The sequence below is a fragment of the Jejubacter calystegiae genome (assembly GCF_005671395.1).
Classification (GTDB): Bacteria; Pseudomonadota; Gammaproteobacteria; order Enterobacterales; family Enterobacteriaceae; genus Jejubacter; species Jejubacter calystegiae.
In genome coordinates, this window is record NZ_CP040428.1 from 4,551,848 (window position 1) to 4,576,967 (window position 25,120).

26 protein-coding genes and 1 other annotated feature are annotated in these 25,120 nt (G+C 48.5%); of the genes, 10 read left to right on the plus strand and 16 right to left on the minus strand.

What is annotated here, in order from left to right:
* Window positions 1-62: 62 nt before the first annotated feature.
* The 10 genes from FEM41_RS21390 to hisIE all read left to right on the plus strand — a co-directional run bounded on the left by FEM41_RS21390 (window position 63) and on the right by hisIE (window position 7,957).
* Window positions 63-611, plus strand: coding sequence for a helix-turn-helix domain-containing protein (locus tag FEM41_RS21390; protein WP_138098233.1), 549 nt, complete (start codon window positions 63-65; stop codon window positions 609-611).
* Between the two features lie 100 nt (window positions 612-711).
* A complete protein-coding gene (gene hisL, locus FEM41_RS21395; protein WP_138099289.1) occupies window positions 712-762 on the plus strand; it encodes a his operon leader peptide in 51 nt (16 codons plus the stop codon).
* Window positions 738-862 (plus strand) — a sequence feature (His leader region). It overlaps the preceding gene by 25 nt.
* A 45-nt stretch (window positions 863-907) precedes the next feature.
* The gene (gene hisG, locus FEM41_RS21400) at window positions 908-1,807 is read left to right on the plus strand and encodes an ATP phosphoribosyltransferase (protein ID WP_138098235.1); all 900 of its coding nucleotides are present in this window, start codon (window positions 908-910) and stop codon (window positions 1,805-1,807) included.
* A 5-nt stretch (window positions 1,808-1,812) separates the two neighbouring features.
* On the plus strand, window positions 1,813-3,117 hold the full coding sequence (hisD, locus tag FEM41_RS21405; RefSeq protein ID WP_138098237.1) for a histidinol dehydrogenase: 1,305 nt from the start codon (window positions 1,813-1,815) through the stop codon (window positions 3,115-3,117).
* A complete protein-coding gene (gene hisC / locus FEM41_RS21410) occupies window positions 3,114-4,199 on the plus strand; it encodes a histidinol-phosphate transaminase (RefSeq protein ID WP_138098239.1) in 1,086 nt (361 codons plus the stop codon). Before hisD ends, hisC begins: the two co-directional genes overlap by 4 nt.
* Complete coding sequence (gene hisB / locus FEM41_RS21415; protein WP_138098241.1) at window positions 4,196-5,263, plus strand: bifunctional histidinol-phosphatase/imidazoleglycerol-phosphate dehydratase HisB; 1,068 nt, start codon at window positions 4,196-4,198, stop codon at window positions 5,261-5,263. The genes hisC and hisB overlap by 4 nt, the downstream gene beginning before the upstream one ends.
* Window positions 5,263-5,853, plus strand: coding sequence for an imidazole glycerol phosphate synthase subunit HisH (hisH, locus tag FEM41_RS21420; RefSeq protein WP_138098243.1), 591 nt, complete (start codon window positions 5,263-5,265; stop codon window positions 5,851-5,853). The genes hisB and hisH overlap by 1 nt, the downstream gene beginning before the upstream one ends.
* Window positions 5,854-6,591: a 1-(5-phosphoribosyl)-5-[(5-phosphoribosylamino)methylideneamino]imidazole-4-carboxamide isomerase gene (gene hisA, locus FEM41_RS21425; RefSeq protein WP_138098245.1), complete on the plus strand. Its 738-nt coding sequence runs from the start codon at window positions 5,854-5,856 to the stop codon at window positions 6,589-6,591.
* Window positions 6,573-7,349: an imidazole glycerol phosphate synthase subunit HisF gene (gene hisF, locus FEM41_RS21430; RefSeq protein WP_138098247.1), complete on the plus strand. Its 777-nt coding sequence runs from the start codon at window positions 6,573-6,575 to the stop codon at window positions 7,347-7,349. Before hisA ends, hisF begins: the two co-directional genes overlap by 19 nt.
* Entirely contained in the window at window positions 7,343-7,957 is a 615-nt protein-coding gene (hisIE, locus tag FEM41_RS21435; protein ID WP_138098249.1) for a bifunctional phosphoribosyl-AMP cyclohydrolase/phosphoribosyl-ATP diphosphatase HisIE, read from the plus strand. The genes hisF and hisIE overlap by 7 nt, the downstream gene beginning before the upstream one ends.
* A 69-nt stretch (window positions 7,958-8,026) precedes the next feature.
* On the opposite strand, the gene wzzB is transcribed toward hisIE, so the two are convergent.
* From wzzB to wcaM, 16 genes are all read right to left on the minus strand, one after another.
* On the minus strand, window positions 8,027-9,016 hold the full coding sequence (gene wzzB / locus FEM41_RS21440) for an LPS O-antigen chain length determinant protein WzzB (protein ID WP_138098251.1): 990 nt from the start codon (window positions 9,014-9,016) through the stop codon (window positions 8,027-8,029).
* Between the two features lie 330 nt (window positions 9,017-9,346).
* Window positions 9,347-10,759, minus strand: a complete 1,413-nt coding sequence (gene gndA, locus FEM41_RS21445) for an NADP-dependent phosphogluconate dehydrogenase (protein ID WP_138098253.1) — start codon at window positions 10,757-10,759, stop codon at window positions 9,347-9,349.
* 156 nt (window positions 10,760-10,915) lie between these two features.
* Window positions 10,916-11,737: a glycosyltransferase gene (locus tag FEM41_RS21450; protein WP_138098255.1), complete on the minus strand. Its 822-nt coding sequence runs from the start codon at window positions 11,735-11,737 to the stop codon at window positions 10,916-10,918.
* Window positions 11,738-11,762: 25 nt separating this feature from the next.
* On the minus strand, window positions 11,763-12,935 hold the full coding sequence (locus tag FEM41_RS21455; RefSeq protein WP_138098257.1) for a CDP-glycerol glycerophosphotransferase family protein: 1,173 nt from the start codon (window positions 12,933-12,935) through the stop codon (window positions 11,763-11,765).
* Window positions 12,932-13,804 carry a glycosyltransferase gene (locus FEM41_RS21460; protein ID WP_138098259.1) on the minus strand — a complete coding sequence of 291 codons (873 nt, stop codon included), beginning with the start codon at window positions 13,802-13,804 and terminating at the stop codon, window positions 12,932-12,934. Before FEM41_RS21460 ends, FEM41_RS21455 begins: the two co-directional genes overlap by 4 nt.
* A gap of 12 nt (window positions 13,805-13,816) precedes the next feature.
* A complete protein-coding gene (locus FEM41_RS21465; RefSeq protein ID WP_138098261.1) occupies window positions 13,817-14,215 on the minus strand; it encodes an FAD synthase family protein in 399 nt (132 codons plus the stop codon).
* A 13-nt stretch (window positions 14,216-14,228) separates the two neighbouring features.
* Complete coding sequence (locus tag FEM41_RS21470; protein WP_138098263.1) at window positions 14,229-15,131, minus strand: glycosyltransferase family 2 protein; 903 nt, start codon at window positions 15,129-15,131, stop codon at window positions 14,229-14,231.
* Window positions 15,132-15,152: 21 nt separating this feature from the next.
* Window positions 15,153-16,148, minus strand: a complete 996-nt coding sequence (locus FEM41_RS21475; protein WP_138098265.1) for an EpsG family protein — start codon at window positions 16,146-16,148, stop codon at window positions 15,153-15,155.
* 43 nt (window positions 16,149-16,191) lie between these two features.
* The gene (locus FEM41_RS21480; RefSeq protein WP_138098267.1) at window positions 16,192-17,454 is read right to left on the minus strand and encodes a flippase; all 1,263 of its coding nucleotides are present in this window, start codon (window positions 17,452-17,454) and stop codon (window positions 16,192-16,194) included.
* The gene (rfbC, locus tag FEM41_RS21485) at window positions 17,451-18,008 is read right to left on the minus strand and encodes a dTDP-4-dehydrorhamnose 3,5-epimerase (RefSeq protein ID WP_138098269.1); all 558 of its coding nucleotides are present in this window, start codon (window positions 18,006-18,008) and stop codon (window positions 17,451-17,453) included. Before rfbC ends, FEM41_RS21480 begins: the two co-directional genes overlap by 4 nt.
* A gap of 2 nt (window positions 18,009-18,010) precedes the next feature.
* On the minus strand, window positions 18,011-18,889 hold the full coding sequence (gene rfbA / locus FEM41_RS21490; RefSeq protein WP_138098271.1) for a glucose-1-phosphate thymidylyltransferase RfbA: 879 nt from the start codon (window positions 18,887-18,889) through the stop codon (window positions 18,011-18,013).
* A gap of 21 nt (window positions 18,890-18,910) precedes the next feature.
* A complete protein-coding gene (gene rfbD / locus FEM41_RS21495; RefSeq protein WP_138098273.1) occupies window positions 18,911-19,813 on the minus strand; it encodes a dTDP-4-dehydrorhamnose reductase in 903 nt (300 codons plus the stop codon).
* Window positions 19,813-20,895, minus strand: coding sequence for a dTDP-glucose 4,6-dehydratase (gene rfbB / locus FEM41_RS21500; RefSeq protein WP_138098275.1), 1,083 nt, complete (start codon window positions 20,893-20,895; stop codon window positions 19,813-19,815). The genes rfbD and rfbB overlap by 1 nt, the downstream gene beginning before the upstream one ends.
* 429 nt (window positions 20,896-21,324) lie before the next feature.
* Window positions 21,325-22,221 carry a UTP--glucose-1-phosphate uridylyltransferase GalF gene (gene galF, locus FEM41_RS21505; RefSeq protein WP_138098277.1) on the minus strand — a complete coding sequence of 299 codons (897 nt, stop codon included), beginning with the start codon at window positions 22,219-22,221 and terminating at the stop codon, window positions 21,325-21,327.
* Between the two features lie 236 nt (window positions 22,222-22,457).
* A complete protein-coding gene (locus tag FEM41_RS21510) occupies window positions 22,458-23,453 on the minus strand; it encodes an NAD-dependent epimerase/dehydratase family protein (protein WP_138098279.1) in 996 nt (331 codons plus the stop codon).
* Between the two features lie 205 nt (window positions 23,454-23,658).
* Window positions 23,659-25,101, minus strand: coding sequence for a colanic acid biosynthesis protein WcaM (gene wcaM, locus FEM41_RS21515; protein ID WP_138098281.1), 1,443 nt, complete (start codon window positions 25,099-25,101; stop codon window positions 23,659-23,661).
* Window positions 25,102-25,120 lie beyond the last annotated feature (19 nt).

A 25,120-nucleotide genomic window follows, 5' to 3' on the forward strand; every position in this document is an offset into this window, starting at 1 on the left:
TATCAAGATGAACGTTATGTTCATTTAAAAAAACATTCAGTATCAGGAATAACGGAGTTTTCATGACCCAACCGATCCGCGTCATCGCCCAGAGTCTGGTCCGGGAGCGGGAACGCGCTGGCCTGTCGCTAAGCGAAGTCGCCCGACGCGCCGGCATCGCTAAATCCACGCTATCGCAGCTGGAAGGCGGCCACGGTAATCCCAGTATCGAGACCCTCTGGTCGCTGTGCGTGGCCCTGAACATCCCCTTCGCCCAGCTTCTGGAACACCAGGAAACCACCACCCGGGTGCTGCGCTACGGCGAAGGGAGCCGGGTCACGGCGGAACACTCTAACTATCAGGCAATTTTACTGGCCAACTGCCCCCCAGGCGCCCGGCGCGACATATACCAGGTGGTGGTTCAACCCGGCGCCGATCGCCTGTCGCCCCCTCACCCGCCGGGTTCGGTAGAGCATATGATCATTACCCGCGGCCGGGCGTTGCTGGGGCTGACCGAAGCCCTTGAGGAACTGGGCCCCGGCGACTATATCTGTTACCCCGCGGATCGCGAACATCTGTTCCGCGCCCTGGAGCCGGACACCGTGGCAATCATGATCTCGGAGCAGAATTAATGACCGGAATATTTTCACTAAAAAAGCCCTTGCGTTCCGCGTTCAAACTGGTTTAGGGTAAGCGTCACAGGTTATGAATAATCATTCAGACGAGATTGCTATGAATTGCGTTCAATTTAAACACCACCATCATCACCATCATCCTGACTAGTCTTTCAGGCGATGTGTGCTGGAAGACATTCAGATCTTCCAGTGGTGCAGAACGCAAGACAGAGAGCCCCCGGAAGATCGCCTTCCGGGGGCTTTTTTATTGCGCGGTTTCAGCAGAATTTTTACCAAATCAGAGGTAGAGCACAATGTCAGACAACACCCGTTTACGCATAGCTATTCAGAAATCCGGCCGTTTAAGCGATGATTCACGCGAATTACTGGCCCGCTGCGGCATTAAGGTTAACCTGCACACCCAGCGTCTGATCGCCCTGGCGGAGAATATGCCCATCGATATTCTGCGGGTGCGCGATGACGATATTCCGGGCCTGGTAATGGACGGCGTAGTAGATCTTGGCATTATCGGCGAGAACGTGCTGGAAGAGGAGCTGCTCAGCCGCCGCGCCCAGGGCGAAGATCCGCGCTACTTCACCCTGCGGCGTCTGGACTTCGGCGGTTGCCGCCTGTCGCTGGCCGCCCCGGTGGACGAGCCCTGGGACGGCATCGCCTCTCTCTCTGATAAACGTATCGCTACCTCTTACCCGCACCTGCTGAAACGCTACCTCGACCAGAAACAAGTCCCGTTTAAATCCTGCCTGCTGAATGGTTCTGTGGAAGTGGCCCCCCGTGCCGGGCTGGCCGACGCCATCTGCGATCTGGTTTCTACCGGCGCAACGCTTGAAGCCAACGGCCTGCGTGAAGTCGAGGTTATCTACCGCTCCAAAGCCTGTCTGATTCAGCGCGACGGCGAGATGCCGGACAACAAACAGCAGTTGATCGATAAACTGCAGACCCGCATTCAGGGGGTTATCCAGGCACGGGAATCCAAATATATTATGCTGCACGCCCCCAGCGAGCGTCTGGAAGAAGTGGTGGCGCTGCTGCCCGGCGCCGAGCGCCCCACTATTCTGCCGCTGGCTGGCGATAAGCAGCGGGTAGCCATGCACATGGTCAGCAGCGAAACCCTGTTCTGGGAAACCATGGAAAAGCTAAAAGCGCTGGGCGCCAGCTCGATCCTGGTCCTGCCGATTGAGAAGATGATGGAGTAACCACCATGGCCTTTAATACCGTCATTAACTGGAACGATTGCGACGCCCAACGCCAGCGCGAACTGCTGATGCGCCCGGCCATTGCCGCTTCCGACAGCATCAGCCGTACCGTCAGCGAGATTCTGGATAACGTTAAAGCGCGTGGCGATGCCGCCCTGCGCGAATATAGCGCCCGCTTCGATAACACCGAAGTGCAGGACCTGAAGGTGAGTCAGGCGGAAATCGACGCCGCCGCTGAACGCCTGAGCGACGAACTGAAGCAGGCGATGGCCGTTGCCGTCGCCAATATCGAAACCTTTCACCGCGCCCAGCAACTGCCTGCGGTAGACGTGGAAACCCGCCCCGGCGTGCGCTGCCAGCAGGTAACCCGCCCTATCGACGCGGTGGGGCTTTATATTCCCGGCGGTTCGGCGCCGCTGTTTTCCACGGTGCTGATGCTGGCGACCCCGGCGCGCATCGCCGGTTGCCGCCGGGTGGTACTGTGCTCGCCGCCACCCATCAGTGATGAGATCCTCTATGCGGCCAAACTGTGCGGCGTGCAGGAGGTGTTCCAGGTCGGTGGCGCCCAGGCGATCGCCGCCCTCGCCTTCGGCACCGATAGCGTGCCGCAGGCGGATAAAATCTTCGGCCCGGGTAACGCCTTTGTCACCGAAGCCAAACGCCAGATTAGTCAGCGACTGGACGGCGCCGCCATCGATATGCCCGCCGGGCCATCGGAAGTGCTGGTGATTGCCGATGCGCGCGCTAACCCTGACTTTGTCGCCTCTGACCTGCTTTCCCAGGCGGAGCACGGCCCGGATTCTCAGGTGATTCTGCTGACGCCGGATAGCGCCATGGCGCAACGGGTGGCCACCGCGGTAGAGCGCCAGCTTGCCGCCCTGCCGCGCGCGGAAACCGCCCGCCAGGCTCTGGCCGCCAGCCGCCTGATTGTGGCTCGCTCTCTTGCTCAGTGCGTGGAGATCTCCAACCAGTACGGCCCCGAGCACCTGATTATTCAGACCGCCGACGCCCGATCGCTGGTCGAGGGCATTACCAGCGCCGGTTCGGTGTTCCTTGGCGACTGGTCGCCGGAATCCGCCGGAGATTATGCTTCCGGCACCAACCACGTGCTGCCGACCTATGGCTACACCGCCACCTGCTCCAGCCTGGGACTGGCGGACTTCCAGAAGCGGATGACAGTGCAGGAGCTGAGCCAGCAGGGCTTTGCCGGGCTCGCCGCCACCATTGAGATCCTTGCCGCTGCGGAACAGCTAACGGCTCACAAGAATGCGGTTTCACTGCGTCTGGCGGCGCTGGAGGAGCAGAAATGAACGAGATCGAGGCCCTTGCCCGCGCCAACGTGCGCGAGCTCACCCCTTACCAGTCCGCTCGCCGTCTGGGCGGTAATGGCGATGTCTGGCTGAATGCCAATGAATTCCCGACGGCGGTGCCGTTTCAGCTGACCATGCAGACCCTGAACCGCTACCCGGAGTGCCAGCCTGCGGAGGTGATTCGCCGCTATGCCGACTACGCCGGGGTTAAACCGGAGCAGGTGCTGGTCAGCCGCGGCGCCGATGAAGGCATCGAACTACTGATTCGCGCCTTCTGCGAGCCGGGCCAGGACGCCGTGCTCTACTGCCCGCCCACTTACGGCATGTACAGCGTCAGCGCTGAAACCATTGGCGTAGACTGCCGCACCGTACCGGCCATCAACGGCTGGCAGCTCGATCTGCCCGCTATTGAAGCCCAATTAGATGGCGTAAAAGTGGTATTCGTTTGCAGCCCCAACAACCCTACCGGTCAGTTAATCAACCCGGATGACCTGCGCGCGCTGCTGGAGATGACCCGCGGTCGCGCCATCGTAGTGGCGGACGAAGCCTATATTGAATTCTGCCCCACCGCCTCCCTGGCGGGCTGGCTCAACGACTATCCGCACCTGGCTATTCTGCGCACGCTCTCTAAAGCCTTTGCGCTGGCAGGGCTACGCTGCGGCTTTACCCTGGCTAACGCACCGCTGATTCAGATGCTGCTTAAGGTTATCGCCCCCTACCCGCTCTCAACCCCGGTGGCCGATATCGCCGCCCAGGCCCTGAGCGCCGAAGGGATCGCCGCCATGCGCCAGCGGGTGGCGGAAACTCTGGACAACCGCCAGTACCTGCTCGAACAGTTGGGTACGTTACCCGGCGTCGACCAGGTCTTTGAATCGCAAACCAACTATCTGCTGGTGCGCTTCGACCGCTCCCAGCCCCTGTTCCAGCGGCTTTGGGATCGCGGCATTATCCTTCGTAATCAGCATAAACAACCCGGTCTGGAAGAGTGCCTGCGCATCAGCATCGGCACCCGTACCGAATGCCAGCGTCTGCTCGACGCCCTTAACCAGCTCGCCGTACGGGCAAATCAGGAGACCCTATGAGTCAGAAGTTTCTCTTTATCGATCGCGACGGTACGCTGATTAGCGAGCCGCCGGTCGATTACCAGGTTGACCGTTTCGATAAACTGGCCTTTGAGCCTCAGGTGATCCCGACCTTACTTAAGCTACAGCAGGCGGGCTTTAAGCTGATTATGATCACCAACCAGGATGGATTGGGAACTGACAGTTTCCCCCAGGGCGACTTCGATGGCCCGCATAACCTGATGATGCAGGTGTTCGATTCCCAGGGCGTACGCTTCGACGAAGTGCTGATCTGCCCGCACCTGCCTGCGGATAACTGCGACTGCCGCAAACCGAAGACCGCGCTGGTACAACCCTGGCTGGCAGATGGCGTAATGGATAAAGCCAGCAGCTATGTGATTGGCGATCGCGCCACCGATCTAACGCTTGCCGAAAACATGGGTATTCAGGGCCTGCGCTACGGCACTGACGGCCTGGACTGGCCGACCATCGGCGAACGTCTGACTCAGCGCGATCGCTACGCCCACGTTGAACGCAATACCAAAGAGACCCAGATCGACGTACAGGTGTGGCTGGATCGTGAAGGCGGTAGCCAGTTCAACACCGGCGTTGGCTTCTTCGACCATATGCTGGATCAGATAGCCACCCACGGCGGGTTTCGTATGGCCGTCGAAGTCAAAGGCGATCTCTATATCGACGATCACCACACCGTGGAAGATACCGGTCTGGCGCTGGGCGAGGCGCTGAAACTGGCGCTGGGCGACAAACGCGGTATTGGCCGCTTTGGCTTCGTGCTGCCGATGGACGAATGCCTGGCGCGCTGCGCACTGGATATCTCCGGCCGTCCGCACCTGGAATACAAAGCCGAGTTTAACTTCCAGCGGGTGGGCGACCTGAGCACCGAAATGGTAGAGCACTTCTTCCGTTCCCTCTCTTATGCCATGGGCGTCACCCTGCATCTGAAAACCAAGGGCAAGAATGACCATCATCGGGTGGAAAGCCTGTTTAAGGCCTTTGGCCGCACCCTGCGCCAGGCGATCCGCGTGGAAGGCGACGCCCTCCCCTCATCAAAAGGAGTGCTGTGATGAATGTGGTGATTCTGGATACCGGCTGCGCCAATCTTTCGTCGGTAAAATGGGCGGTACAGCGACTGGGAGCTAACCCCACCGTTAGCCTCGACCCGGAAGTGGTGCTGCGCGCCGACAAGCTGTTTCTGCCGGGAGTCGGCACCGCCCGGGCCGCCATGAATCAACTGCGCGAGCGCGATTTGATCGGGCTTATCAGCCGCTGTACCCAGCCAGTGCTGGGTATCTGCCTGGGGATGCAGCTACTGGCACGCTGTAGCGAAGAGAGTAACGGCATCGACACCTTAGGCGTTATCGACCAGCCGGTGGTGAAAATGGTCGACCGCGGCCTGCCGCTGCCCCATATGGGCTGGAACCAGGTCTTTCCTGAACAGGGTAATCCGCTGTTTCGCAACGTTGACGACGGGGCTTACTTCTACTTCGTGCACGGCTACGCCATGCCGGTGAGCGAGGCCACCATCGCCCGCTGCGATTACGGCGATGCCTTTAGCGCCGCGGCACAGCAAGAGAACTTTTACGGCGTGCAGTTCCACCCGGAACGCTCCGGCAAAGCGGGCGCGCAGCTTCTGAAAAATTTCCTGGAGATGTAAATGATTATCCCGGCTTTAGATTTAATTGACGGCAAGGTGGTGCGTCTCCATCAGGGCGATTACGGCAAGCAGCGCGACTACGGCAGCTCCCCGCTGCCGCGGCTACAGGATTACCAGGCGCAAGGCGCGCAGGTGCTGCACCTGGTGGATCTGACCGGCGCCAAAGATCCGAACCAGCGCCAGCTCCCACTGCTGAAAAGCCTGCTGGCGGGCGTAAGCGTGCCGGTTCAGGTCGGCGGCGGCGTTCGCAGCGCGGAAGATGTGGAAGCTCTGCTGGCGGCAGGCGCCAGCCGCGTAGTGGTCGGCTCCACGGCGGTGAAATCCCCGGATGTGGTCGGCCAATGGTTTGAACGCTTTGGCGCCGAAGCCATTGTACTGGCGCTGGACGTCCGTATCGACGAGGCCGGTAATAAGCAGGTGGCGGTGAGCGGCTGGCAGGAAACCTCAGGCGTGACTCTGGAGCAACTGGTGGAACACTTTCTGCCTCTGGGGCTGCGCCACGTGCTGTGCACCGATATCTCCCGCGATGGAACTCTGAGCGGCTCCAATGTCGGGCTGTATCGCGAAATCTGCACCCTCTATCCCCAGGTGGGCTTTCAGGCCTCTGGCGGCATCGGGGCACTTTCCGATATTAGAGCGTTGCGCGGCAGCGGCGTGAGCGGCGTAATTGTTGGCCGTGCCCTGCTGGAAGGAAAATTTGATGTGAAGGAGGCAATCCAATGCTGGCAAAACGGATAATCCCCTGCCTGGACGTGCGCGACGGTCAGGTGGTTAAGGGCGTGCAGTTCCGCAACCACGAGATCATCGGCGACATCGTCCCGCTGGCCAGACGCTATGCCGAAGAAGGCGCCGACGAACTGGTGTTTTACGATATCACCGCCTCCAGCGATGGCCGGGTAGTGGATAAGAGCTGGGTTTCACGGGTGGCGGAGGTTATCGATATTCCGTTCTGCGTGGCGGGCGGGATTAAATCAGAGGCCGATGCGCTTCAGATCCTCTCCTTCGGGGCCGATAAAATCTCCATCAATTCCCCGGCGCTGGCGGACCCAACGCTGATTACCCGGCTGGCGGAGCGCTTTGGCGTGCAGTGCATCGTGGTGGGTATCGACACCTGGTTCGACCAACAAAGCGGTAAATATCAGGTTAACCAGTATACCGGCGACGAGAGCCGCACCCGGATCACCCAGTGGCAGACCCTGGACTGGGTACAGGAAGTACAGCAACGCGGCGCCGGTGAAATCGTACTGAATATGATGAACCAGGACGGCGTGCGCAACGGCTACGATCTGGAGCAGCTCGCCAAAGTGCGCGAGGTTTGCCGCGTCCCCCTTATCGCCTCTGGCGGCGCCGGAACCATGGAGCACTTTCTGGAAGCCTTCCGCGATGCGGCAGTGGACGGCGCGCTGGCGGCATCCGTATTTCATAAACAGATTATCAATATCGGTGAGCTAAAAGCTTACCTGGCGCAACAGGGCGTGGAGATTCGACAGTGTTAACAGAGAAACAGACAGAGGCGCTGGACTGGGCCAAAACCGACAATATGATCCCCGCCATCGTCCAGCATGCGGCATCCGGCGAGGTGCTGATGCTCGGCTATATGACGCCGGAAGCGCTGAAGCAAACCCAGGAGAGCGGTAACGTCACTTTCTATTCACGCAGCAAACAGCGGCTGTGGACCAAGGGTGAAAGTTCCGGCCACTTCCTGAAGCTGGTCAGTATTGCGGCGGACTGCGATAACGACACTCTGCTGATTCAGGCTAACCCCATCGGCCCCACCTGCCATAAAGGCACCACCAGCTGCTTTGGCGATGCGCCACAGCACCAGTGGCTGTTCCTGTATCAGCTCGAACAGCTGCTGGCGGAGCGTAAACAGGCCGCCCCTGAAAGCTCTTATACCGCGAAGCTCTACGCCAGCGGCACCAAGCGTATTGCCCAGAAGGTGGGCGAAGAAGGGGTGGAAACCGCGCTGGCCGCCACGGTGCACGACCGTGAAGAGCTGGTTAATGAAGCTTCCGACCTGGTCTACCATCTGCTGGTGCTTCTTCAGGATCAGCAGCTCGATTTAGGGGCGGTGATTGAGAATTTGCGGGGCAGGCATCAGTAGTTACGTCTCCCCGGATCAAAAAAGCCCGCCGTTTTTTAACGGCGGGCTTTTTTATTCGATGGCTATAGATTACGCGGCAGGCTTATAGTTACGCAGCGCGTTGCGAACCAACACCACGCCGGAACCAATCATCCCACCCAGTAACGCCGCCAGTACCAGCGTCAGGCCACGCTTCGGGCTATCACGCCGTACCGGCAGATTAGGCTTCATCACATAGTGGAATGAGCTACTGATATCCGGCTTCTGGGCCAGTGCCTTCACCGCCAGATAGGACTGCAGGGTATTATAGTACTGATCTTTCAATGGCAGCGGGCGGGTAGATTCATTCTTAAGGGTTGCCGACAACGCATCGGTTCCCAGCACAAACAGCGTATCCTCAGAAAGGGTCTCCGCCTGTCTAACCATAGTATCCTTGATATTGCTCTGCTCGGCCACCTTTAGCGCCTGACGCAGAATCTCCAGCCGCTGCTCGCGCTGGGCCTTTGCCGAGGCTTCCTGAGCATCCAGCGAGCTCTTAAGATCCTTCATGGTGGCGTTGATATTGGTCACCAAATCAGCGTTCAGTTCATCAATAACCCGCTGGTTAATCTTATCAATATAGGCAGTGAGGGTTTTACGCGCTTCTTCAGCGCTGGAGCCGACGTAGCTGATTTTAAGCGGTACCGACTGTCCTTTTACCGCTGGTTCAATGGCTAATGACTCTGGTTTTTCCTGATTATCCAGCTCTTCGGAAAGTGCCGAAATCAGAGAGTTAAAGCGGGTAAAGAAACGATTCTGGATATCGCTAACTGACGGTGCCGATCCCCGATTCTGGCTATAGATAATTCCCATCGAGTTACTGTAGTTAGCAATCTGTCCGGAATCCGGCAGCGTCACAATCGCTGAAGAGCTCCACTTTTCCTTAGCCACAAACAGATAAGCCACGGTCAGCAGAATAAAGATAATCACAAAGGCGATAATGGTTTTTTTACCGCGCCACAGCTGCATCAGCAGATCCAGCAGATCGACCGTTTCCGGCGAGCGGCTTACACCTTGTGCCGCCTGAGAATTCTGGTTCATAGTAACCTTTAAAAATTAACCCCAAAAACCATCAAAGAAACTGCCCACAAAAGATATGCGGCAAGAAGTATCGCATACTCCCCCGAAAATCGCCGGGGCCACTTTACTAAGAAAAGGTTGAAAATGCGATTTATCTAATGCCGGATAGCGAAATAATCGGCACTCGACAACAGTTCAGCAATCTTTGATCTCGTATACTAACCGACTACTTTAGCGCTATTACCTCCGCCGTTGACGGAGATAGTCTCTCTACTTCCAGTAGTCCCTTTGATAATAAAAAAAACCAGCTGATAAATCAGCTGGTTTTCAGGTGACTAATTAAGAATTAGCTTAATCTTCCAGCCACTCGGTATGGAACACGCCCTCTTTATCGGTACGCTTATAGGTATGGGCACCGAAATAGTCGCGCTGAGCCTGAATCAGGTTGGCCGGCAGCACGGCAGAGCGATAGCTATCGTAGTAGGAGATAGCCGCAGAGAAGGTCGGGGTCGGGATACCATTCTGTACCGCATAAGCCACTACATCACGCAGCGCCTGCTGATACTCATCGGCAATCTGCTTAAAGTACGGCGCCAGCAGCAGGTTGGCAATGGCCGGGTTCTGCTCATAGGCATCGGTGATCTTCTGCAGGAATTGAGCACGGATAATGCAACCAGCGCGGAAGATTTTGGCGATTTCGCCGTAGTTGAGATCCCAGTTGTATTCGTCAGACGCAGCGCGCAGCTGTGAGAAGCCCTGCGCATAGGAGACGATTTTACCCAGGTACAGGGCACGACGTACTTTTTCGCTAAATTCGGCTTTATCACCCGCGAAAGGCTGAGACTGCGGACCGGTCAGCACTTTAGAAGCCGCCACACGCTGCTCTTTCAGGGAAGAGATATAGCGTGCGAATACTGACTCAGTGATTAATGACAGCGGTTCACCGAGATCCAGCGAGCTCTGGCTGGTCCATTTACCGGTGCCTTTGTTCGCCGCTTCGTCCAGAATTACGTCGACCAGATAGTTACCAGCATCGTCTTTTTTGGTGAAGATATCCTTGGTAATATCGATCAGGTAGCTGCTTAGTTCACCTTTGTTCCACTCAGAGAAGGTAGTCGCCAGCTCTTCATTGGACAGGTTCAGACCGTGCTTGAGCAGGGAATAGGCTTCAGCAATCAGCTGCATATCGCCGTATTCGATACCGTTATGCACCATCTTCACATAGTGACCGGCACCGTCTGCGCCAATATAGGCCACACAGGGCTCACCGTCTTCGGCAACGGCAGCAATCTGCTTCAGGATCGGTGCCACCAGCTCATAAGCTTCTTTCTGACCGCCAGGCATAATGGAAGGCCCTTTCAGCGCCCCCTCTTCACCACCAGAAACCCCGGTACCGATAAAATTGAAGCCTTCGGCAGAGAGTTCACGGTTGCGACGGATAGTGTCCTGGAAGAAGGTATTACCACCGTCGATCAGGATATCCCCTTTTTCCAGGTACGGCTTCAGCGACTCGATAGTCTTATCAGTGCCCTCACCGGCCTTCACCATCAACAGGATACGACGCGGCTTTTCAAGGGATTCAACAAACTCCTGTACCGTAAAGTGCGGCACCAACTTCTTGCTGGGATTTTCGGCAATCACTTCGTCGGTCTTTTCACGGGAGCGGTTGAAAACGGAAACGGTATAGCCACGGCTTTCGATGTTGAGCGCCAGATTGCGCCCCATCACTGCCATACCGACAACGCCGATTTGTTGTTTGGACATTACATACTCCTGTCAGGGTGTGGTTGCTGTAATATTGTACGCTGAAACTAATTTCGCGACTAGCTAGGATAATAATCTATCTTGTTCTCTGATTTATGACAAATACTGAAAAATAATTTCAGTTAATTTTGAACAAAAAAGAGTCCTCACTAACTATCACCTTTTAGTTCTAAGTGTATTGTATACCGCTGTCAAAATATTCACTGGTAATAACCTGGGCAAAGAGCGGATAAATAAAACACCAATAGCTCCTCCTATTCCCTGATAGCCCAGTGCATATTTTAGTTTTGCCAACTTAAATTCACTTAAAATATATGGGATACCTTTGCGACGTTTGAGCATAGACGTTCCTGTCCTAACTTTTACCAAGCTCTCTTTAAAATTATATGTTTTTTTTCCCGTAGACAACACTCTAAGCCAAAGATTATAGTCCTCCATATAAAGATGATGCCTATAACCACCAACAGAAAGAATGAAGCTTTTACGGAATACAACTGTCATATGGTTAAAAGGATTTCTTTTTTTTGCGTAACCCACAATATCTTCATGTTCACAAACTGTTATGCGTCGTCCCAGTCGAATAGAAAAATCTTCGTTGTATTCATCGATCATAGAACCGACTATTGCTATATCAGGATTTTCGTTAATATATGATATCTGTTTTATAAAACGGTCCGAGCAGCAAATATCGTCAGTATCCATTCTGGCAACAATTTCATTCCTACAATATTTCATCCCTATGTTCAGGGCGTTACCGAGCCCAACATTTTTTTCCAGCGGAACAGTAGATATAGGTAATATTTCACTATATTTAGACACTACAGCACGCAAACCTTCATCAATATACCCGTCAAAAACTATAACAACCTGCTCTGGCTTGAGCGATTGTTCATAAAGGCTTTTCAAGCAGGTATCAAGGTTATTTTCCTTTTCTTTATTATATAATGATAACAACACTGAAAATGATATGTAATCCATAATTCTACCTAAACAATGCCTGATTCTATAAAGACACAAGCTTCAACAATTTCTCATAATGCTCGATACAATTCCTTTCTGATTTTAGATTCAGTTTCCCGGAAATATTCGTGTAGTCATAGACATGACAATCAGTTAAAGCATTCAATAAATCATAGAAAGTATGCACATGAGTTCCAAGTGCAATTTCATTATAATTTTTAGAAAAACCGACCTTCTCTATATATAATTCAATGTCATATGGTATAAATACTACTGATCTTTTCATTAAAAAATAGTCAATAAATACACTTGAATAATCAGTTATTAACTTATCAAACAACGGTAAAAAAGGAGTAATATCAGAAATAACTGTAGAGTCAAATTTGATGACCCGCTTTAATTCATATATACCGACAGGAAGATCAAATTTATAATATGGATGTTCACGAAGAAATATAAATATATTATTACGTTCTAAATGTTCTTCTAGTTTTCTTAAGTCAAAGTCACCGAAAGGGAAAAATTTCGTTGTTGCATAGCCTCTCCATGTTGGACAGTATAATATCTTTATAGAGCTATCAATTTCATTTTCACATATGCTACCTATAAAGCCAGATAATGAAGAGTTATCTTCATTCGAAAAAACACTATCATTTCTTGGCTGTCCAAGAGGCATATACTCAATTTTATTGTTTTTATTAAATGCGTTAAAAAGAACCTCTTCAAAATACTCAGAATAACAAGTCACATGGGTAAAATTCCTGATGCGTAACAGTCTATTTACTTTTCTTAAAAAAGAGATATTATTCTCGGCCATGCCAATTTTTTTTAATGGGATACCATGCCCTAAATGGTAAACCACTCTTCCTGGCCGTTTAAAGAGAGTATCGGAGGGAGCTTCAAGAGTTGAACACACCCATATCTTTGAAGTTAAAATAACAAATTGTCCATAAAAAGTTCTAGAAGAAATCACATTTACGTTATCATTACTGCGGAGCTCTTCCGCTTTATCCCTGTCATTCATAACAAAAAAACATTCAAAGGGACTATCTTTTTTATTACGGATAAATTCATAAAGATACTTTGAATTAAAATTATAATTAACATTCCTCGTTGAGTTAAATATAATCCTATATCTATTCATTGGAATAAAACATGAAACAAGAGATAGAAATGTATCTCTAAGGACAAAAAAAGCATAAGATAGAAAATTCATTTAATTACCTTTGTCCTTATGATATATAACAAAGCTGAAGGTATATGATACCACCGACCAGAGAGGAACGTTTTAATATACGCTTTGATTATTGGTTTATTTTTTGACTTAAACGCATATAATATAAAAATAAATTGCCATTTTTTCTCAGCGCTTATGCCATATATAACATCATAATTTTCTTTATAACATCTAGACATGACGTCAAGTGCATTAAGATAAAACCCCTCTGACCTATTTCGACTAATGCTATCGATACCATCCTGATTATATAGATAGCCTATACTATCTTTGATAAATACTTTAGGCCTCAGTAAAAAAAAACGACGCCAAAATATTAAAGCATCTCCCCATTTTGATGCTTCATCAAAACCACCGGCATTTATGAAAAAACTCTTTTTAAAAACATACGGCGGTTTTCCTGCATAGTTAAGTGGTGATTCGAACAAATGTTTTTTTATATCACCTGATTTTATTTTTTCTCTTTGGATAAATCTATTGTTATCTTTTTCTATCATAATATTACTATAGCAAAGAAAATCAACATCTTTTGTATAAATAATATCTGATATGTCAGAAATAACATTCTGATCGAAGAGAGCATCGTCACTATCCAGAAACAGTATATACTCACCACGAGCAATTTCTGCTCCTTTATTTTTAGCAGCCGCAGCTCCACGATTTTCCTGATGAAGATAAAAAATCTTCTTATTATCTATATAAGAGGAGATAACATCTACAGATTTATCTGTAGAGCCGTCATCGACCAAAATAATCTCATAATCATTACTATTTTGTTCCAGGCAGCTCAATAGGGCTGCTTTAATTGTTTTCTCACGATTGTAAATCGTAATAATAATACTAATCATCAGAGATTCCTATCATATTTTCCTCACAATTTCTATTACTTCTGTAGTAGAAATAGCCGGAGTACGTTCCAAATAGATAACCTCACATCCAGTTTTTTCCTTGACCCAATCAAATCTTCCCACCCAGTCATTACCCATAACAAGGGTGTCGGCATTATATTCTCGAATATATAAATCCTTAAGATCCAGAGACTCTTCCAAAAAAACTTCATCGACGAATCTTAAGGATGATACAATACGAATTCGATCATCTTGTGAGTAAATAGGATATCTATTTTTTTTACTATAATTAAGCTTATCAGATGACACCCCAACAATTAACTTATTACCCAGGTTGCGGGCTCTTTCTAATATGTTAACGTGACCAACATGAAATACATCAAAAGTACCAAAAGTAATGATAGTTTTCATCTATAATACCTTATTAAAATTTTCTTTTGCTGAACATGAATAAGAGCAAAAATAACACTGGATATTTAATTGTTTCACACCTTGGTATAGATTTAATTATGGTTTTCAAAAAAAACATTTTCTTTGTAAAACTATCAACATTATTCATAGACCTAACAGCATCAACTCGCTTTGTCATTTGTCTATAACGATTCACATCCAACATTCGTTTAAATATATTTTTGTTACCACCAAGCCCACCAGATACATTCTCAGAATGTTGTCTATAGTAGACTAATGGCTTATCAAGATAAAATATCCTTCCAGATTCGAGAGTTTTAAAGGCTAGCCAGTGATCATGCATAACAAGGGGGTAACGAAAAGGTAATACCAAATTGAGGGCTGCACGATTCATTAATATGGTACATCCCATAACAGACCCCATCCAACTTAAATTTTCAATATGTAGATTTCGCTCGGGATTTAGCCCAGAATATTGATAAAAACTAGTAGAGATGACATCTAACCTTTCGTTTACCAGACATAGATCACTATAGATAAGCAAAGGTCCGTTTTCCTTGCCGCATTCCTCTTTTACGGCCTTCTCCAGACAAATTTTTATTTTATCCGTATGCCAGATATCATCTTGATCGCTGAGCATAATATAATCAGAACTACTGGCACTTAATCCTCTTTCAAAGTTCTGAATGACACCTCCAGCTCTTTCCTTACTTATGACAATCACTCGATTATCTGTTTGTTGGTATAATTCAATTATATTACTGGTTTTATCACTCGAACCATCATCAGTTATAATTAAGGAAATATTTTTATGCGATTGGTTTAATATTGAATCAATCTGTTCCGCTATGAACTTTTCACCATTATAACAAGCTAATACGACATCTACTTTTATCTTATGGAGGTCAGCATCCATTACATCCACCTCTTATACCAATTACGTTGTCAATATAGTTATTGTCAGACGAATACCTTGAATGAGAACAAAAATCAGTAAAACACCTGCACTTAACCATTGAGGTCTTAACAAGGAAATAACCATAGGGATAAATATGATCATGGCAATCCCAAAAAACTCTGATATCCTTCCAGCAAAAATAGGAACAGGTGCAAGGATATAATAACTAACAATGGCAACGGCGATGACTTTAGTGCATATTATCATTAGTGCTGAGGTTGTATCATTATTCCTTTCTTTTATCTTAAACAGCAAAATAAAAAAAAGAACAGCCTGTCCCAAATGATAAAAATTATACTGATTAAATGTTTCAAATAATCCTGTAGAATTCAAGCCAATGATGTAAGAAGTCAATTTTAATGATAAAAAATCGGGTAAATGATTTATTATTGACAATAAAAAATCTTGCGTCAAAAATTTCGAGATCGCAATAGAAAGGATAACAACACTACCAAAAAAAAACTTATTTATTTTTTTCGCAGAAAACAACAAAGTACAAAACCCTAATATCGCACTATAGTGAAACAAAGCAGCCATGCACTGTAATAAAAATGCCTTCTTTCTTGATACAGGTATGTATGTTAATGACAGTAAAAAAAATCCAGATGCAACGCCTACCCTTATCTGGGTCAGATCATGCAATGCAAAATAAAGTGCCACATATACAATAAATGCTATAAATTGATAAGCAGGCAATCGTCTGATGGCAATTATTTTAATCCCAATCCCGATAAGAGCATATGCCAGGAAAAAAGTTTCATAATCACCATCAAAAAGAAACCTATTAATCAATACAATAGCAATGAAAGTTGGTTCCTGAAGCCATAATTGATCAATAGAACGATTCATCATCTCAATATAAATTATTGAATCACGATCGAATCCAGGCGTTCTGAACCCAGCCGTAACAGATAACAATAACCAACAAGAGAAAAAGAAAAAAAACGTTAACTGCCTTTGGTTGTTTTTTATCATATAAACTACCAACTATAAATAAAAAAAGAAATTTCCATATCCATTAATGCCTAGTATCTTTTTTCATAATTCTTCTGGAAATTATCTGAAGCAGAGTCATATCACAGAACATTCTTGCAGTCCAAGCATAGGCAGCACCTAAAATACCAAACTGTGCAATGAGGATATACAATAGTAATAGATAAGGAGTGACTTCAGCAAGATGGAGGCATGCTGTAACTTTTGCTTTCCCAAGAGCTTGTATAGTTGCAAATGGAATCTGGGCAACAGAATTAAATAGAAATCCGATTAACAAAACTTGAAAAATATCTGAAGATATTCCCGCATATTCTTTTCCAAGCCATATGGTTAAAATCTGTTGAGAAAAAACAATCCCTACGATGACTATAGGAATACATACGCCCAACAATAACTTATAGCCTAAATTTATTTGTCTTTGCCTATCGGAATAATTTTTAGCATAACTTAGCTTGGGGAAAATAGCTCTTGACAATGCGCCCGGTATAATAGATAGTCTGGTAACCCCTTCTGAGGGTGCGCTATAAAACGCAACCAAATGTGCACCTTGTAAGTTAGACACAATAAAACGATCAAAATAACTCATTAGCGGACTGATGATATTACTAACTGTAATCCAGCCACCGAATTTAACCAACCTAATGAAATTTTCTTTATAGAATCTTAAACCTATTTTCCGCAGTAACGATAAGCTAAATAGCACATTTACAAAAAGAGCCAAAACTCTTCCTAAAAGAAGGCCACTAATTGCATAACTCAATGAGTGATTGAATATGAAAACTAATAATGCAGGTAATCCGGCCAAGAAAGAACTACTAATCAACTTTTGAATGTTTATATTGAGAAATTTTTCCTCCCCCTCTAAAAAAGCAAGTAATACCTGATTTACAAGAAATATTGGTATAGCTAGTGATAATATCTTTAGAGATGAAACAACCGAAGATTTTAAATCAACGCTTATCTTTAAAAATTCGGAAATAAAAGATGCACTACACGACATTACCAATGAACCAATACATCCCAAAATCATTACAACTATAAGGGCTGTACTTATTATTTTATTTTTTTCCTGCTCATTATCTCTGTAAATTGATATTTCCCGTATCACAGAGCGAGTCATACCCACATCAAATATGCTGGCATAACCAACAATCGCCATCGCTAACGTAAAGATACCAAATTGCTCACTACCTAAACTTCTGGATAAAAAACCCAATGCGGGAATCGCTATAAGAGTAGGTATTATATACCCTCCAATATTCAGCCCACTATTCTTAATCAGACTCATTTATTAAGAAAACCTTTAATATTCGAGAATGGTGATGCAGTTTTATCTTTTTCTGAAACCATATAGCTCTCTTTACAATTTGGCCATTGTATAGCAAGCTCAGGATCCTTCCAAAAAATACTCTGCTCATGATCAGGTGAGTAATAACTATTCGTTTTATACAAAAATTCAGCGGATTGACTTAACGTCAAAAAACCATGAGCAAACCCTTCAGGAATCCATAGCTGCCGTTTATTTTCAGCTGAAAGATATACTCCCACCCATTTACCAAACGTTGGTGAAGATTTGCGAATATCGACAGCAACATCAAAAACCTCCCCCACCACGCATCGTACCAGCTTTCCCTGGGCATAAGGCTCGAGCTGATAATGTAATCCCCGGAGCACACCTTTCGTCGACTTAGAATGATTATCCTGTACAAACTCGACTTTACGGCCTACCGCCTCTTCAAATATCTTCTGATTGAAGCTCTCCATGAAAAAGCCACGCTCATCGCCAAAAACTTTCGGCTCGAAGATAAATACGTCAGGAATTTCTGTTTTAATCACATTCATTATTAAAAGCCTTTAACCATTTTTAACAGATACTGACCATAAACATTCTTTTTCAATGGCTCGGCCAAGATTTTAACCTGATCAGCATCAATAAATCCTTTACGGTATGCAATTTCTTCCGGGCAGGAAACTTTTAATCCTTGTCGCTCTTCAATAGTCTGAATAAAATTACTGGCTTCAATCAAACTCTGATGCGTACCAGTATCTAGCCAAGCATAACCACGCCCCATCATGGCAACGGAAAGATTACCTTGTTCCAGATAAAGGCGGTTAATATCGGTAATTTCCAGCTCACCACGTGCTGATAGTTTCAGGCTTTTAGCCATTTCTACTACACTATTATCGTAGAAATAGAGCCCGGTAACCGCATAGTTACTCTTTGGTTGTAACGGTTTCTCTTCCAGAGAAATCGCTTTACCGTCGGCATCAAACTCAACTACGCCATAACGTTCAGGATCGTTAACATGGTAGGCAAATACCGTTGCGCCAGATTCTTGATTTACTGCCTGCTCAAGCTGCTTCGGCAAATCGTGGCCATAGAAGATGTTGTCACCCAGCACCAGCGCACAGCTATCCTGCCCGATAAAATCCTCACCGATAATAAATGCCTGCGCCAAGCCATCAGGACTTTCCTGTACTTTGTACTGCAGGTTAATACCCCACTGGCTGCCATTACCAAGTAGTTGTTCGAATCGTGGCGTATCCTGCGGAGTACTGATGATCAAAATGTCGCGAATCCCAGCCAGCATTAGCGTACTGAGCGGATAGTAAATCATTGGTTTATCATAGATAGGCAGCAACTGCTTACTTACTGCCATAGTAACAGGATAAAGACGAGTACCGGATCCTCCGGCAAGAATAATACCTTTACGTGTAGCCATTCTGGTTAATATCCTTAACTTTTAAACAATCGGCGTGACGCTAAAAATCTCTGCCAGCATGCGTTTAACGCCCAACTGCCAGTCCGGTAACACAAGCTCAAAAGTTTCCTGGAAACTTTGCGTATTCAGCCGAGAATTATGCGGACGACGGGCTGGCGTCGGGTAGGCGCTGGTGGGAACAGGATTTAACTTTTCAATCGCCAGTTCGATCCCAGCTGTTCTGGCTTCAGCGAACACCAGAGCCGCATAGTCATACCAGGTTGTAGTTCCTGAGGCCACCAGATGGTATAACCCGGTGACTTCTGGTTTTACTAACGCGGTGCGGATCGCATGTGCCGTACAGTCAGCCAGCAGTTCCGCACCAGTAGGAGCGCCAAACTGATCGTTAATCACAGCGAGTTCCTTGCGCTCTTTCGCCAGTCGCAGCATCGTTTTAGCGAAATTATTCCCTTTGCCGGCATATACCCAGCTGGTGCGGAATATCAGATGATTAGAACAATACTTCTGTATAGCCGCCTCACCAGCCAGCTTCGTCTCGCCATAGACATTTAGCGGTGAAGTTGCGTCACTCTCCAGCCATGGCTGCTCGCCATCTCCCGGGAATACATAGTCAGTGGAGTAATGAACCAGCCAGGCATTAATAGCCGCTGCTTCTTTGGCAATCGCCTCCACGCTGGTAGCATTAAGTAACTCAGCCAATCCCCGCTCGCTTTCAGCTTTATCCACCGCAGTATGGGCTGCGGCATTGACAATCACATCAGGCTTTATTTTGCGAACCGTTTCCGCCACGCCCTCCGGTTGACTAAAATCACCACAGTAATCTTTAGAGTGAAGATCCAGCGCAATAACGTTTCCGAGGGGAGCCAGGGCACGCTGCAACTCCCAACCCACCTGCCCGGTTTTACCAAACAGTAAGATATTCATTAGCGTCCCTCGTAGTTCTGGGCAATCCAGTTCTGGTAGGCGCCGCTTTTAATATTTTCGACCCACGGCTGATTCGTCAGGTACCACTGCACAGTCTTACGGATGCCGCTTTCAAAGGTTTCCTGCGGCTTCCAGCCCAGCGCCTTACCAATCTTATCGGCGTCAATCGCATAACGGCGATCATGACCTGGCCTGTCAGTGACATAGGTTATCTGTGCACGATAAGAGGCTTCTTTCGGTACAATCTCATCAAGTAGGTCACAAATAGTCTGGACTACCTCGATATTTTTCTTCTCGTTATGGCCGCCGATATTATAGGTCTCGCCGATCTGCCCTTTGGTAACCACGGTGTACAATGCGCAGGCATGGTCTTCTACATACAACCAGTCGCGAATCTGATCGCCTTTGCCGTAGATCGGTAACGGTTTGCCATCCAGCGCATTAAGAATCACCAGCGGAATCAGCTTCTCCGGAAAGTGGTATGGGCCATAGTTGTTCGAGCAGTTAGTGACAATAGTCGGCAGCCCGTAGGTGCGCAGCCACGCCCGAACCAGATGATCGCTGGATGCTTTAGATGCTGAATAGGGGCTGCTGGGCGCATAAGCGGTCGTTTCGGTAAACAGCGGCAGCGCATCCTCCCCTTGCCACTCATCCGGATGCGGAAGGTCGCCATACACTTCATCGGTGGAAATATGATGGAAACGGAAGACAGCTTTGCGCTCCTCGTCCAGCGATGACCAGTAAGCCCGGGCGGCCTCCAGAAGGGTGTAGGTCCCAACGATATTGGTTTCAATAAAATCAGCCGGACCAGAGATCGATCGATCGACATGACTCTCGGCGGCCAGATGCATTACGGCATCTGGCTGATGCAGTATGAAGATACGGTCCATTGCGGCTTTATCGCAGATGTCAGCATGTTCAAACACATAGCGGTCGCTATCGCTCACATCAACCAAAGATTCCAGGTTACCTGCGTAGGTCAGTTTATCAACGTTAATCACTTCATCCTGGGTGTCTTTGATAATATGCCGGACGACAGCAGATCCAATAAAGCCTGCACCACCGGTGACAAGAATCTTCACAATTATTCTCTCTTGACTCAGAACGTATTAAATAATGGGAATATATAAAACAGTGAGGTAATTATCCGTAGAATAACAGTCACTGCGAAATATCATTTAATGTGTTATTTTTACAAAAATAACACGCTACCGCCCCTGGCTCCACAGCTACCAGTACACTGACGGCACATACCTGCCGTGGCATTGTGCAAAACGGCAGCAATGCTCTCTGATTTTCAGCAGTTCACCAGTAGCACATAACCCACCAGGCAAACTGCGATAAAACTCTCTGATCAACACATCCTGTCAGCGAAAACGGCTCAGGTCCAGAATGTTTTGATCAGAAAATTTTCTTATTTTACAAAGTAAAAACGGCAGTCCGGGCCGGTGGTTAACCAGCGCCTGAGACTGCCGTTATTGGGCCATCACTGCCACCGCACGCGGTAACGATTATTCGGCCAGTAACTTCTCAATGCCTTCACGGAACTTCCGGCCTTCTTTATTGTTGCGCAGCCCATACTGCACAAACGCCTGCATGTAGCCCATCTTCTTACCGCAGTCGTAGCTGTCGCCCGTCATCAGCATCGCCTCTACCGGCTGCTTTTTATTCAGCGCGGCGATGGCGTCGGTCAATTGGATACGGCCCCAGGCGCCCGCTTCGGTGCGCTCCAGTTCGGCCCAGATATCGGCGGAAAGCACGTAACGGCCAACGGCCATCAGGTCAGAGTTCAGGGTCTGGGGCTCGTCGGGTTTTTCGATAAACTCGACGATGCGGCTGAGATCGGCTTCATTTTCCAGCGGCTGAACGGTTGTGATCACCGAATATTGCGCCAAATCGCCATTCGACATCCGTTTAGCCAGGACCTGGCTACGGCCATACTCCTGAAAGCGGGCCACCATGGCGGCCAGGTTGTAGCGCAGCGGATCGGCGCTGGCGTCGTCCAGCACGATATCCGGCAGCACCACCACAAAGGGGTTATCGCCCACGGCCGGGCGGGCGCAAAGAATGGAGTGGCCCAGCCCCAGCGGCTCTGCCTGGCGTACGTTCATAATGGTGACGCCCGGCGGACAGATGTTCTGCACCTCAGCCAACAGCTGGCGCTTAACACGCTGTTCCAGCAGCGACTCCAGCTCATAGGAGGTATCGAAGTGATTTTCGACCGCGTTCTTGGAAGAGTGGGTAACCAGAACGATATCTTTGATACCGGCAGCGACAATCTCATCGACAATGTACTGAATCATGGGCTTATCCACGATAGGCAGCATCTCTTTTGGAATCGCCTTGGTCGCGGGTAGCATATGCATCCCCAGTCCAGCTACCGGAATGACCGCTTTCAAATTACTCATGTTTCAGTCCCACCTCTATAATGGTTGGTGAATTATAACCTCTTATCGCGGCTAAGCCAGCACTAGTTCTTCGTAACCAGCAGCACACAAAGGATTCCTTGATCATCTCACCACCTTAAAACGACGCGGATCACAATTTGCTAAGATATTTCGGAAAAAACTATCAATCGCCGATAAAAAAACGCCGCCTGGCTGAATATGATTCAATTTATCCAGCCAGGATGATTCTCACGTAATTATTCCGAGACGAAAGTAATATCGTCCTTCTTCGCATCAACGAATTCGTACTGCAGTGTACGATCCAGGCCTTCAGACAGACTGTAAGGCGCCTTAAAGCCTGAGCTGTGGGCCCTGGTAGCATCATACTGCGTCGTTGCACAGAACTTCTTCACGCGCACCGAGCTAATTGCATACTTTTTACCCGTAATTTTACTTAGCACATCAAAACAGTACCCACCCAGCATTCCAAGTGCATAAGGCAGATGTACCGAGGGTATTTTCTTATCCAGGCTTTTCTCTACCTCAGAGACCAGCTGGTTCATATTCAAATCAGGTTTATCAATATAGTTGTATACCTGATAGCCCTTTTCTGGATTAACCAACCGGAACTTTATAAATTCAATAATATTGCCAACATAGGCCATCGACTTATAGTTGTTCCCTGCGCCTACCATGGCAAACTTGCCACCAGCTATCTGCTTAAGCAGGTTATACACATTGCCGCGATTACGCTCACCAAAGATAACCGTTGGGCGAATAATGGTCAGCGAACGTTCTTCCGGTCCCTGCTGATGCCACTCACGCAGCACCTCTTCGGCCTGCCATTTACTCTTGCCATAGTGGTTAAAGGGGTCGATTGGGTGATTTTCATCGGGATTTTTCTTGTTCAGCCCGTACACGGCAACAGAGCTGGTAAAGACAATGTTTTTCACGCCGTTTTTGTCCATTGCCTGTAAAACGTTCCTTGTCCCCTGTACGTTAACGTCATAGTAAAGCGACGTGGGGCTGACATCATCCCGGTGCTCAGCGGCCAGCAACACGACCATGGTTTTACCCGCCAGTGCCGCATCCAGAGCAGCCTGATCGCGTACATCACCGATCGTTGTCAGTTCGGGATAAAAATGACTCTGCTGTTTGTCAAAGTTACAGATACTGAAATCCGATTTCGCTGTTTCGATCAGACGCGTACCCACGAAACCAGACGCCCCAATAAAAATCACCTGCTCATTCATAACGTACTCGCCCGTCGTATCTATCCTGAAAAAGTATAAAAAACAATAAAGTATCAGCCACCCACTCAGTTTCAGGTAACCTTTTCACCTTATCATACTCATGGCGCCGATTATAAACGTTTACTCACAGAGGGCCAGTGTAAACCTGTACCCTCAGTGATTTTGATAATTTCGATCTGTAGAAAGCGTGGTAATTTTCGTCAAATTACTTCTTCGCCACCTGCGGTACCACGAAATTCAGTTTACCGGTGTTAACCTTTTGATGGTCGATATGGTCAATGTCTACCGAGCTCTGGCCATCTTCGTTTACCGCGTCTATATTAGCCATCGACAGTAGCGTATCTTTTTTAGCCATAAACTGGCCGCGCACGTCTTTACGCAGGTCGAAATTCAGCTCCAGCGCCGGTCCATCCTCTTTGGGTTGGACGATACTAATATTGCGCATAAACAGGTGCTGGGGCTTGTTATGCACCCGTAGCGATGCGTGTTTCAGGTTGATATTGGTCAGGGAGACAAAAGAGACCGGGTTACCGCAGGAGATATCCATACCGCGCAGCTTCCACGGCAGGTCGCGTTTGCTGTTATCCATGGTGATATCGTTAATACGGAAGTTCTGCGGGATGGCGACATACTTACCGCGTTTGGTGCCGTAGCCAATCAGCACCCCGGCGCTGTTGACCATATCCACGTTATCAACGGTGAAGTTATCGCAGGCGTAGAGCGCCACGGTGGCGTTGTCGAGCCCCGCCTTGCGGCTGAAGGCCGGTGTGATGTTTTCGGCCTTGATATTACGGATGGTGAAATGCTTGCCGCATTCCACATGCACCAGCTGGCGGCAGTTGCGACCGCGAATATTGGCCACCACAAAGTTCTTTACGCTGGTCTCTTCCGGGTAGCGGTTGTCGTAGGTTTTACCCGCCAGACCGATACCGATGCCCCAGTGAATTTTGCCGTTAGTACAGTTGATATCTTCGATCACATGGTCAGAGATGCGGATATTGCTGTCGTGGGGCGCCACGTTCCACTCTATGGCATCCCCCTGCAGCCGCTTGAACAGGCAGTTGGTGATACGCACGCCGTGCAGCTGGTTACGCGCCCCCTGGCGCAGGATGGCATAGTTGGCGTTATGGACGTGAAGTTTATCGATCGTCAGATTTTCTATCATCGGCGCCTGCTTATGCTTGCCGCCAATGTAGATCTGCGCCACCGGCCCGTGGCCGCTCATATCCAGATTGCGAATTTCGCAGTTCGAGCCGCGCACATCCAGGCAGAGATTGTGCATCCGCCCCTTCCCTTCGCCAACAATCTTACAGTCGTCCCGCAATATAAAGCGCCCGCGGCCATTGCCTTTTATGGCACCGGCAATCTTCAGGGTTTTGCCTTCCGGCATAAAGATGCGCGCATTCACCTTTTTGCAGTTGACGTTTGCCGGAACCACCACCACATCACTTTCCCGGAAGGCTTGTTTAAAGGCGGCTGGCCAGTCGCCCTGATAGTAATCATTGACGTTGACTTCGGCGTTACGCCCCACGGCTCGCGCTACCGGGGAGTTGAACAGCGGCGCTGCCGCCAGTACCGAACCGGTCAGCAGCAGCTTACGGCGGGTAAGGGAAAAACGGGGATTTTCCTGATCGGGTTTAGGGTGCATAGAACCTCATAACATCGGC

What these genes read in the sequence shown, in the direction of transcription:
- FEM41_RS21390 (WP_138098233.1), top strand. Translation starts at nt 63, where the DNA reads ATGACCCAACCGATCCGCGTCATCGCCCAGAGTCTGGTCCGGGAGCGG.
- hisG (WP_138098235.1), top strand. Translation starts at nt 908, where the DNA reads ATGTCAGACAACACCCGTTTACGCATAGCTATTCAGAAATCCGGCCGT.
- hisD (WP_138098237.1), top strand. Translation starts at nt 1,813, where the DNA reads ATGGCCTTTAATACCGTCATTAACTGGAACGATTGCGACGCCCAACGC.
- hisC (WP_138098239.1), top strand. Translation starts at nt 3,114, where the DNA reads ATGAACGAGATCGAGGCCCTTGCCCGCGCCAACGTGCGCGAGCTCACC.
- hisB (WP_138098241.1), top strand. Translation starts at nt 4,196, where the DNA reads ATGAGTCAGAAGTTTCTCTTTATCGATCGCGACGGTACGCTGATTAGC.
- hisH (WP_138098243.1), top strand. Translation starts at nt 5,263, where the DNA reads ATGAATGTGGTGATTCTGGATACCGGCTGCGCCAATCTTTCGTCGGTA.
- hisA (WP_138098245.1), top strand. Translation starts at nt 5,854, where the DNA reads ATGATTATCCCGGCTTTAGATTTAATTGACGGCAAGGTGGTGCGTCTC.
- hisF (WP_138098247.1), top strand. Translation starts at nt 6,573, where the DNA reads ATGCTGGCAAAACGGATAATCCCCTGCCTGGACGTGCGCGACGGTCAG.
- wzzB (WP_138098251.1), bottom strand. Translation starts at nt 9,016, where the DNA reads ATGAACCAGAATTCTCAGGCGGCACAAGGTGTAAGCCGCTCGCCGGAA.
- gndA (WP_138098253.1), bottom strand. Translation starts at nt 10,759, where the DNA reads ATGTCCAAACAACAAATCGGCGTTGTCGGTATGGCAGTGATGGGGCGC.
- FEM41_RS21450 (WP_138098255.1), bottom strand. Translation starts at nt 11,737, where the DNA reads ATGGATTACATATCATTTTCAGTGTTGTTATCATTATATAATAAAGAA.
- FEM41_RS21455 (WP_138098257.1), bottom strand. Translation starts at nt 12,935, where the DNA reads ATGAATTTTCTATCTTATGCTTTTTTTGTCCTTAGAGATACATTTCTA.
- FEM41_RS21460 (WP_138098259.1), bottom strand. Translation starts at nt 13,804, where the DNA reads ATGATTAGTATTATTATTACGATTTACAATCGTGAGAAAACAATTAAA.
- FEM41_RS21465 (WP_138098261.1), bottom strand. Translation starts at nt 14,215, where the DNA reads ATGAAAACTATCATTACTTTTGGTACTTTTGATGTATTTCATGTTGGT.
- FEM41_RS21470 (WP_138098263.1), bottom strand. Translation starts at nt 15,131, where the DNA reads ATGGATGCTGACCTCCATAAGATAAAAGTAGATGTCGTATTAGCTTGT.
- FEM41_RS21475 (WP_138098265.1), bottom strand. Translation starts at nt 16,148, where the DNA reads ATGATAAAAAACAACCAAAGGCAGTTAACGTTTTTTTTCTTTTTCTCT.
- FEM41_RS21480 (WP_138098267.1), bottom strand. Translation starts at nt 17,454, where the DNA reads ATGAGTCTGATTAAGAATAGTGGGCTGAATATTGGAGGGTATATAATA.
- rfbC (WP_138098269.1), bottom strand. Translation starts at nt 18,008, where the DNA reads ATGAATGTGATTAAAACAGAAATTCCTGACGTATTTATCTTCGAGCCG.
- rfbA (WP_138098271.1), bottom strand. Translation starts at nt 18,889, where the DNA reads ATGGCTACACGTAAAGGTATTATTCTTGCCGGAGGATCCGGTACTCGT.
- rfbD (WP_138098273.1), bottom strand. Translation starts at nt 19,813, where the DNA reads ATGAATATCTTACTGTTTGGTAAAACCGGGCAGGTGGGTTGGGAGTTG.
- galF (WP_138098277.1), bottom strand. Translation starts at nt 22,221, where the DNA reads ATGAGTAATTTGAAAGCGGTCATTCCGGTAGCTGGACTGGGGATGCAT.
- FEM41_RS21510 (WP_138098279.1), bottom strand. Translation starts at nt 23,453, where the DNA reads ATGAATGAGCAGGTGATTTTTATTGGGGCGTCTGGTTTCGTGGGTACG.
- wcaM (WP_138098281.1), bottom strand. Translation starts at nt 25,101, where the DNA reads ATGCACCCTAAACCCGATCAGGAAAATCCCCGTTTTTCCCTTACCCGC.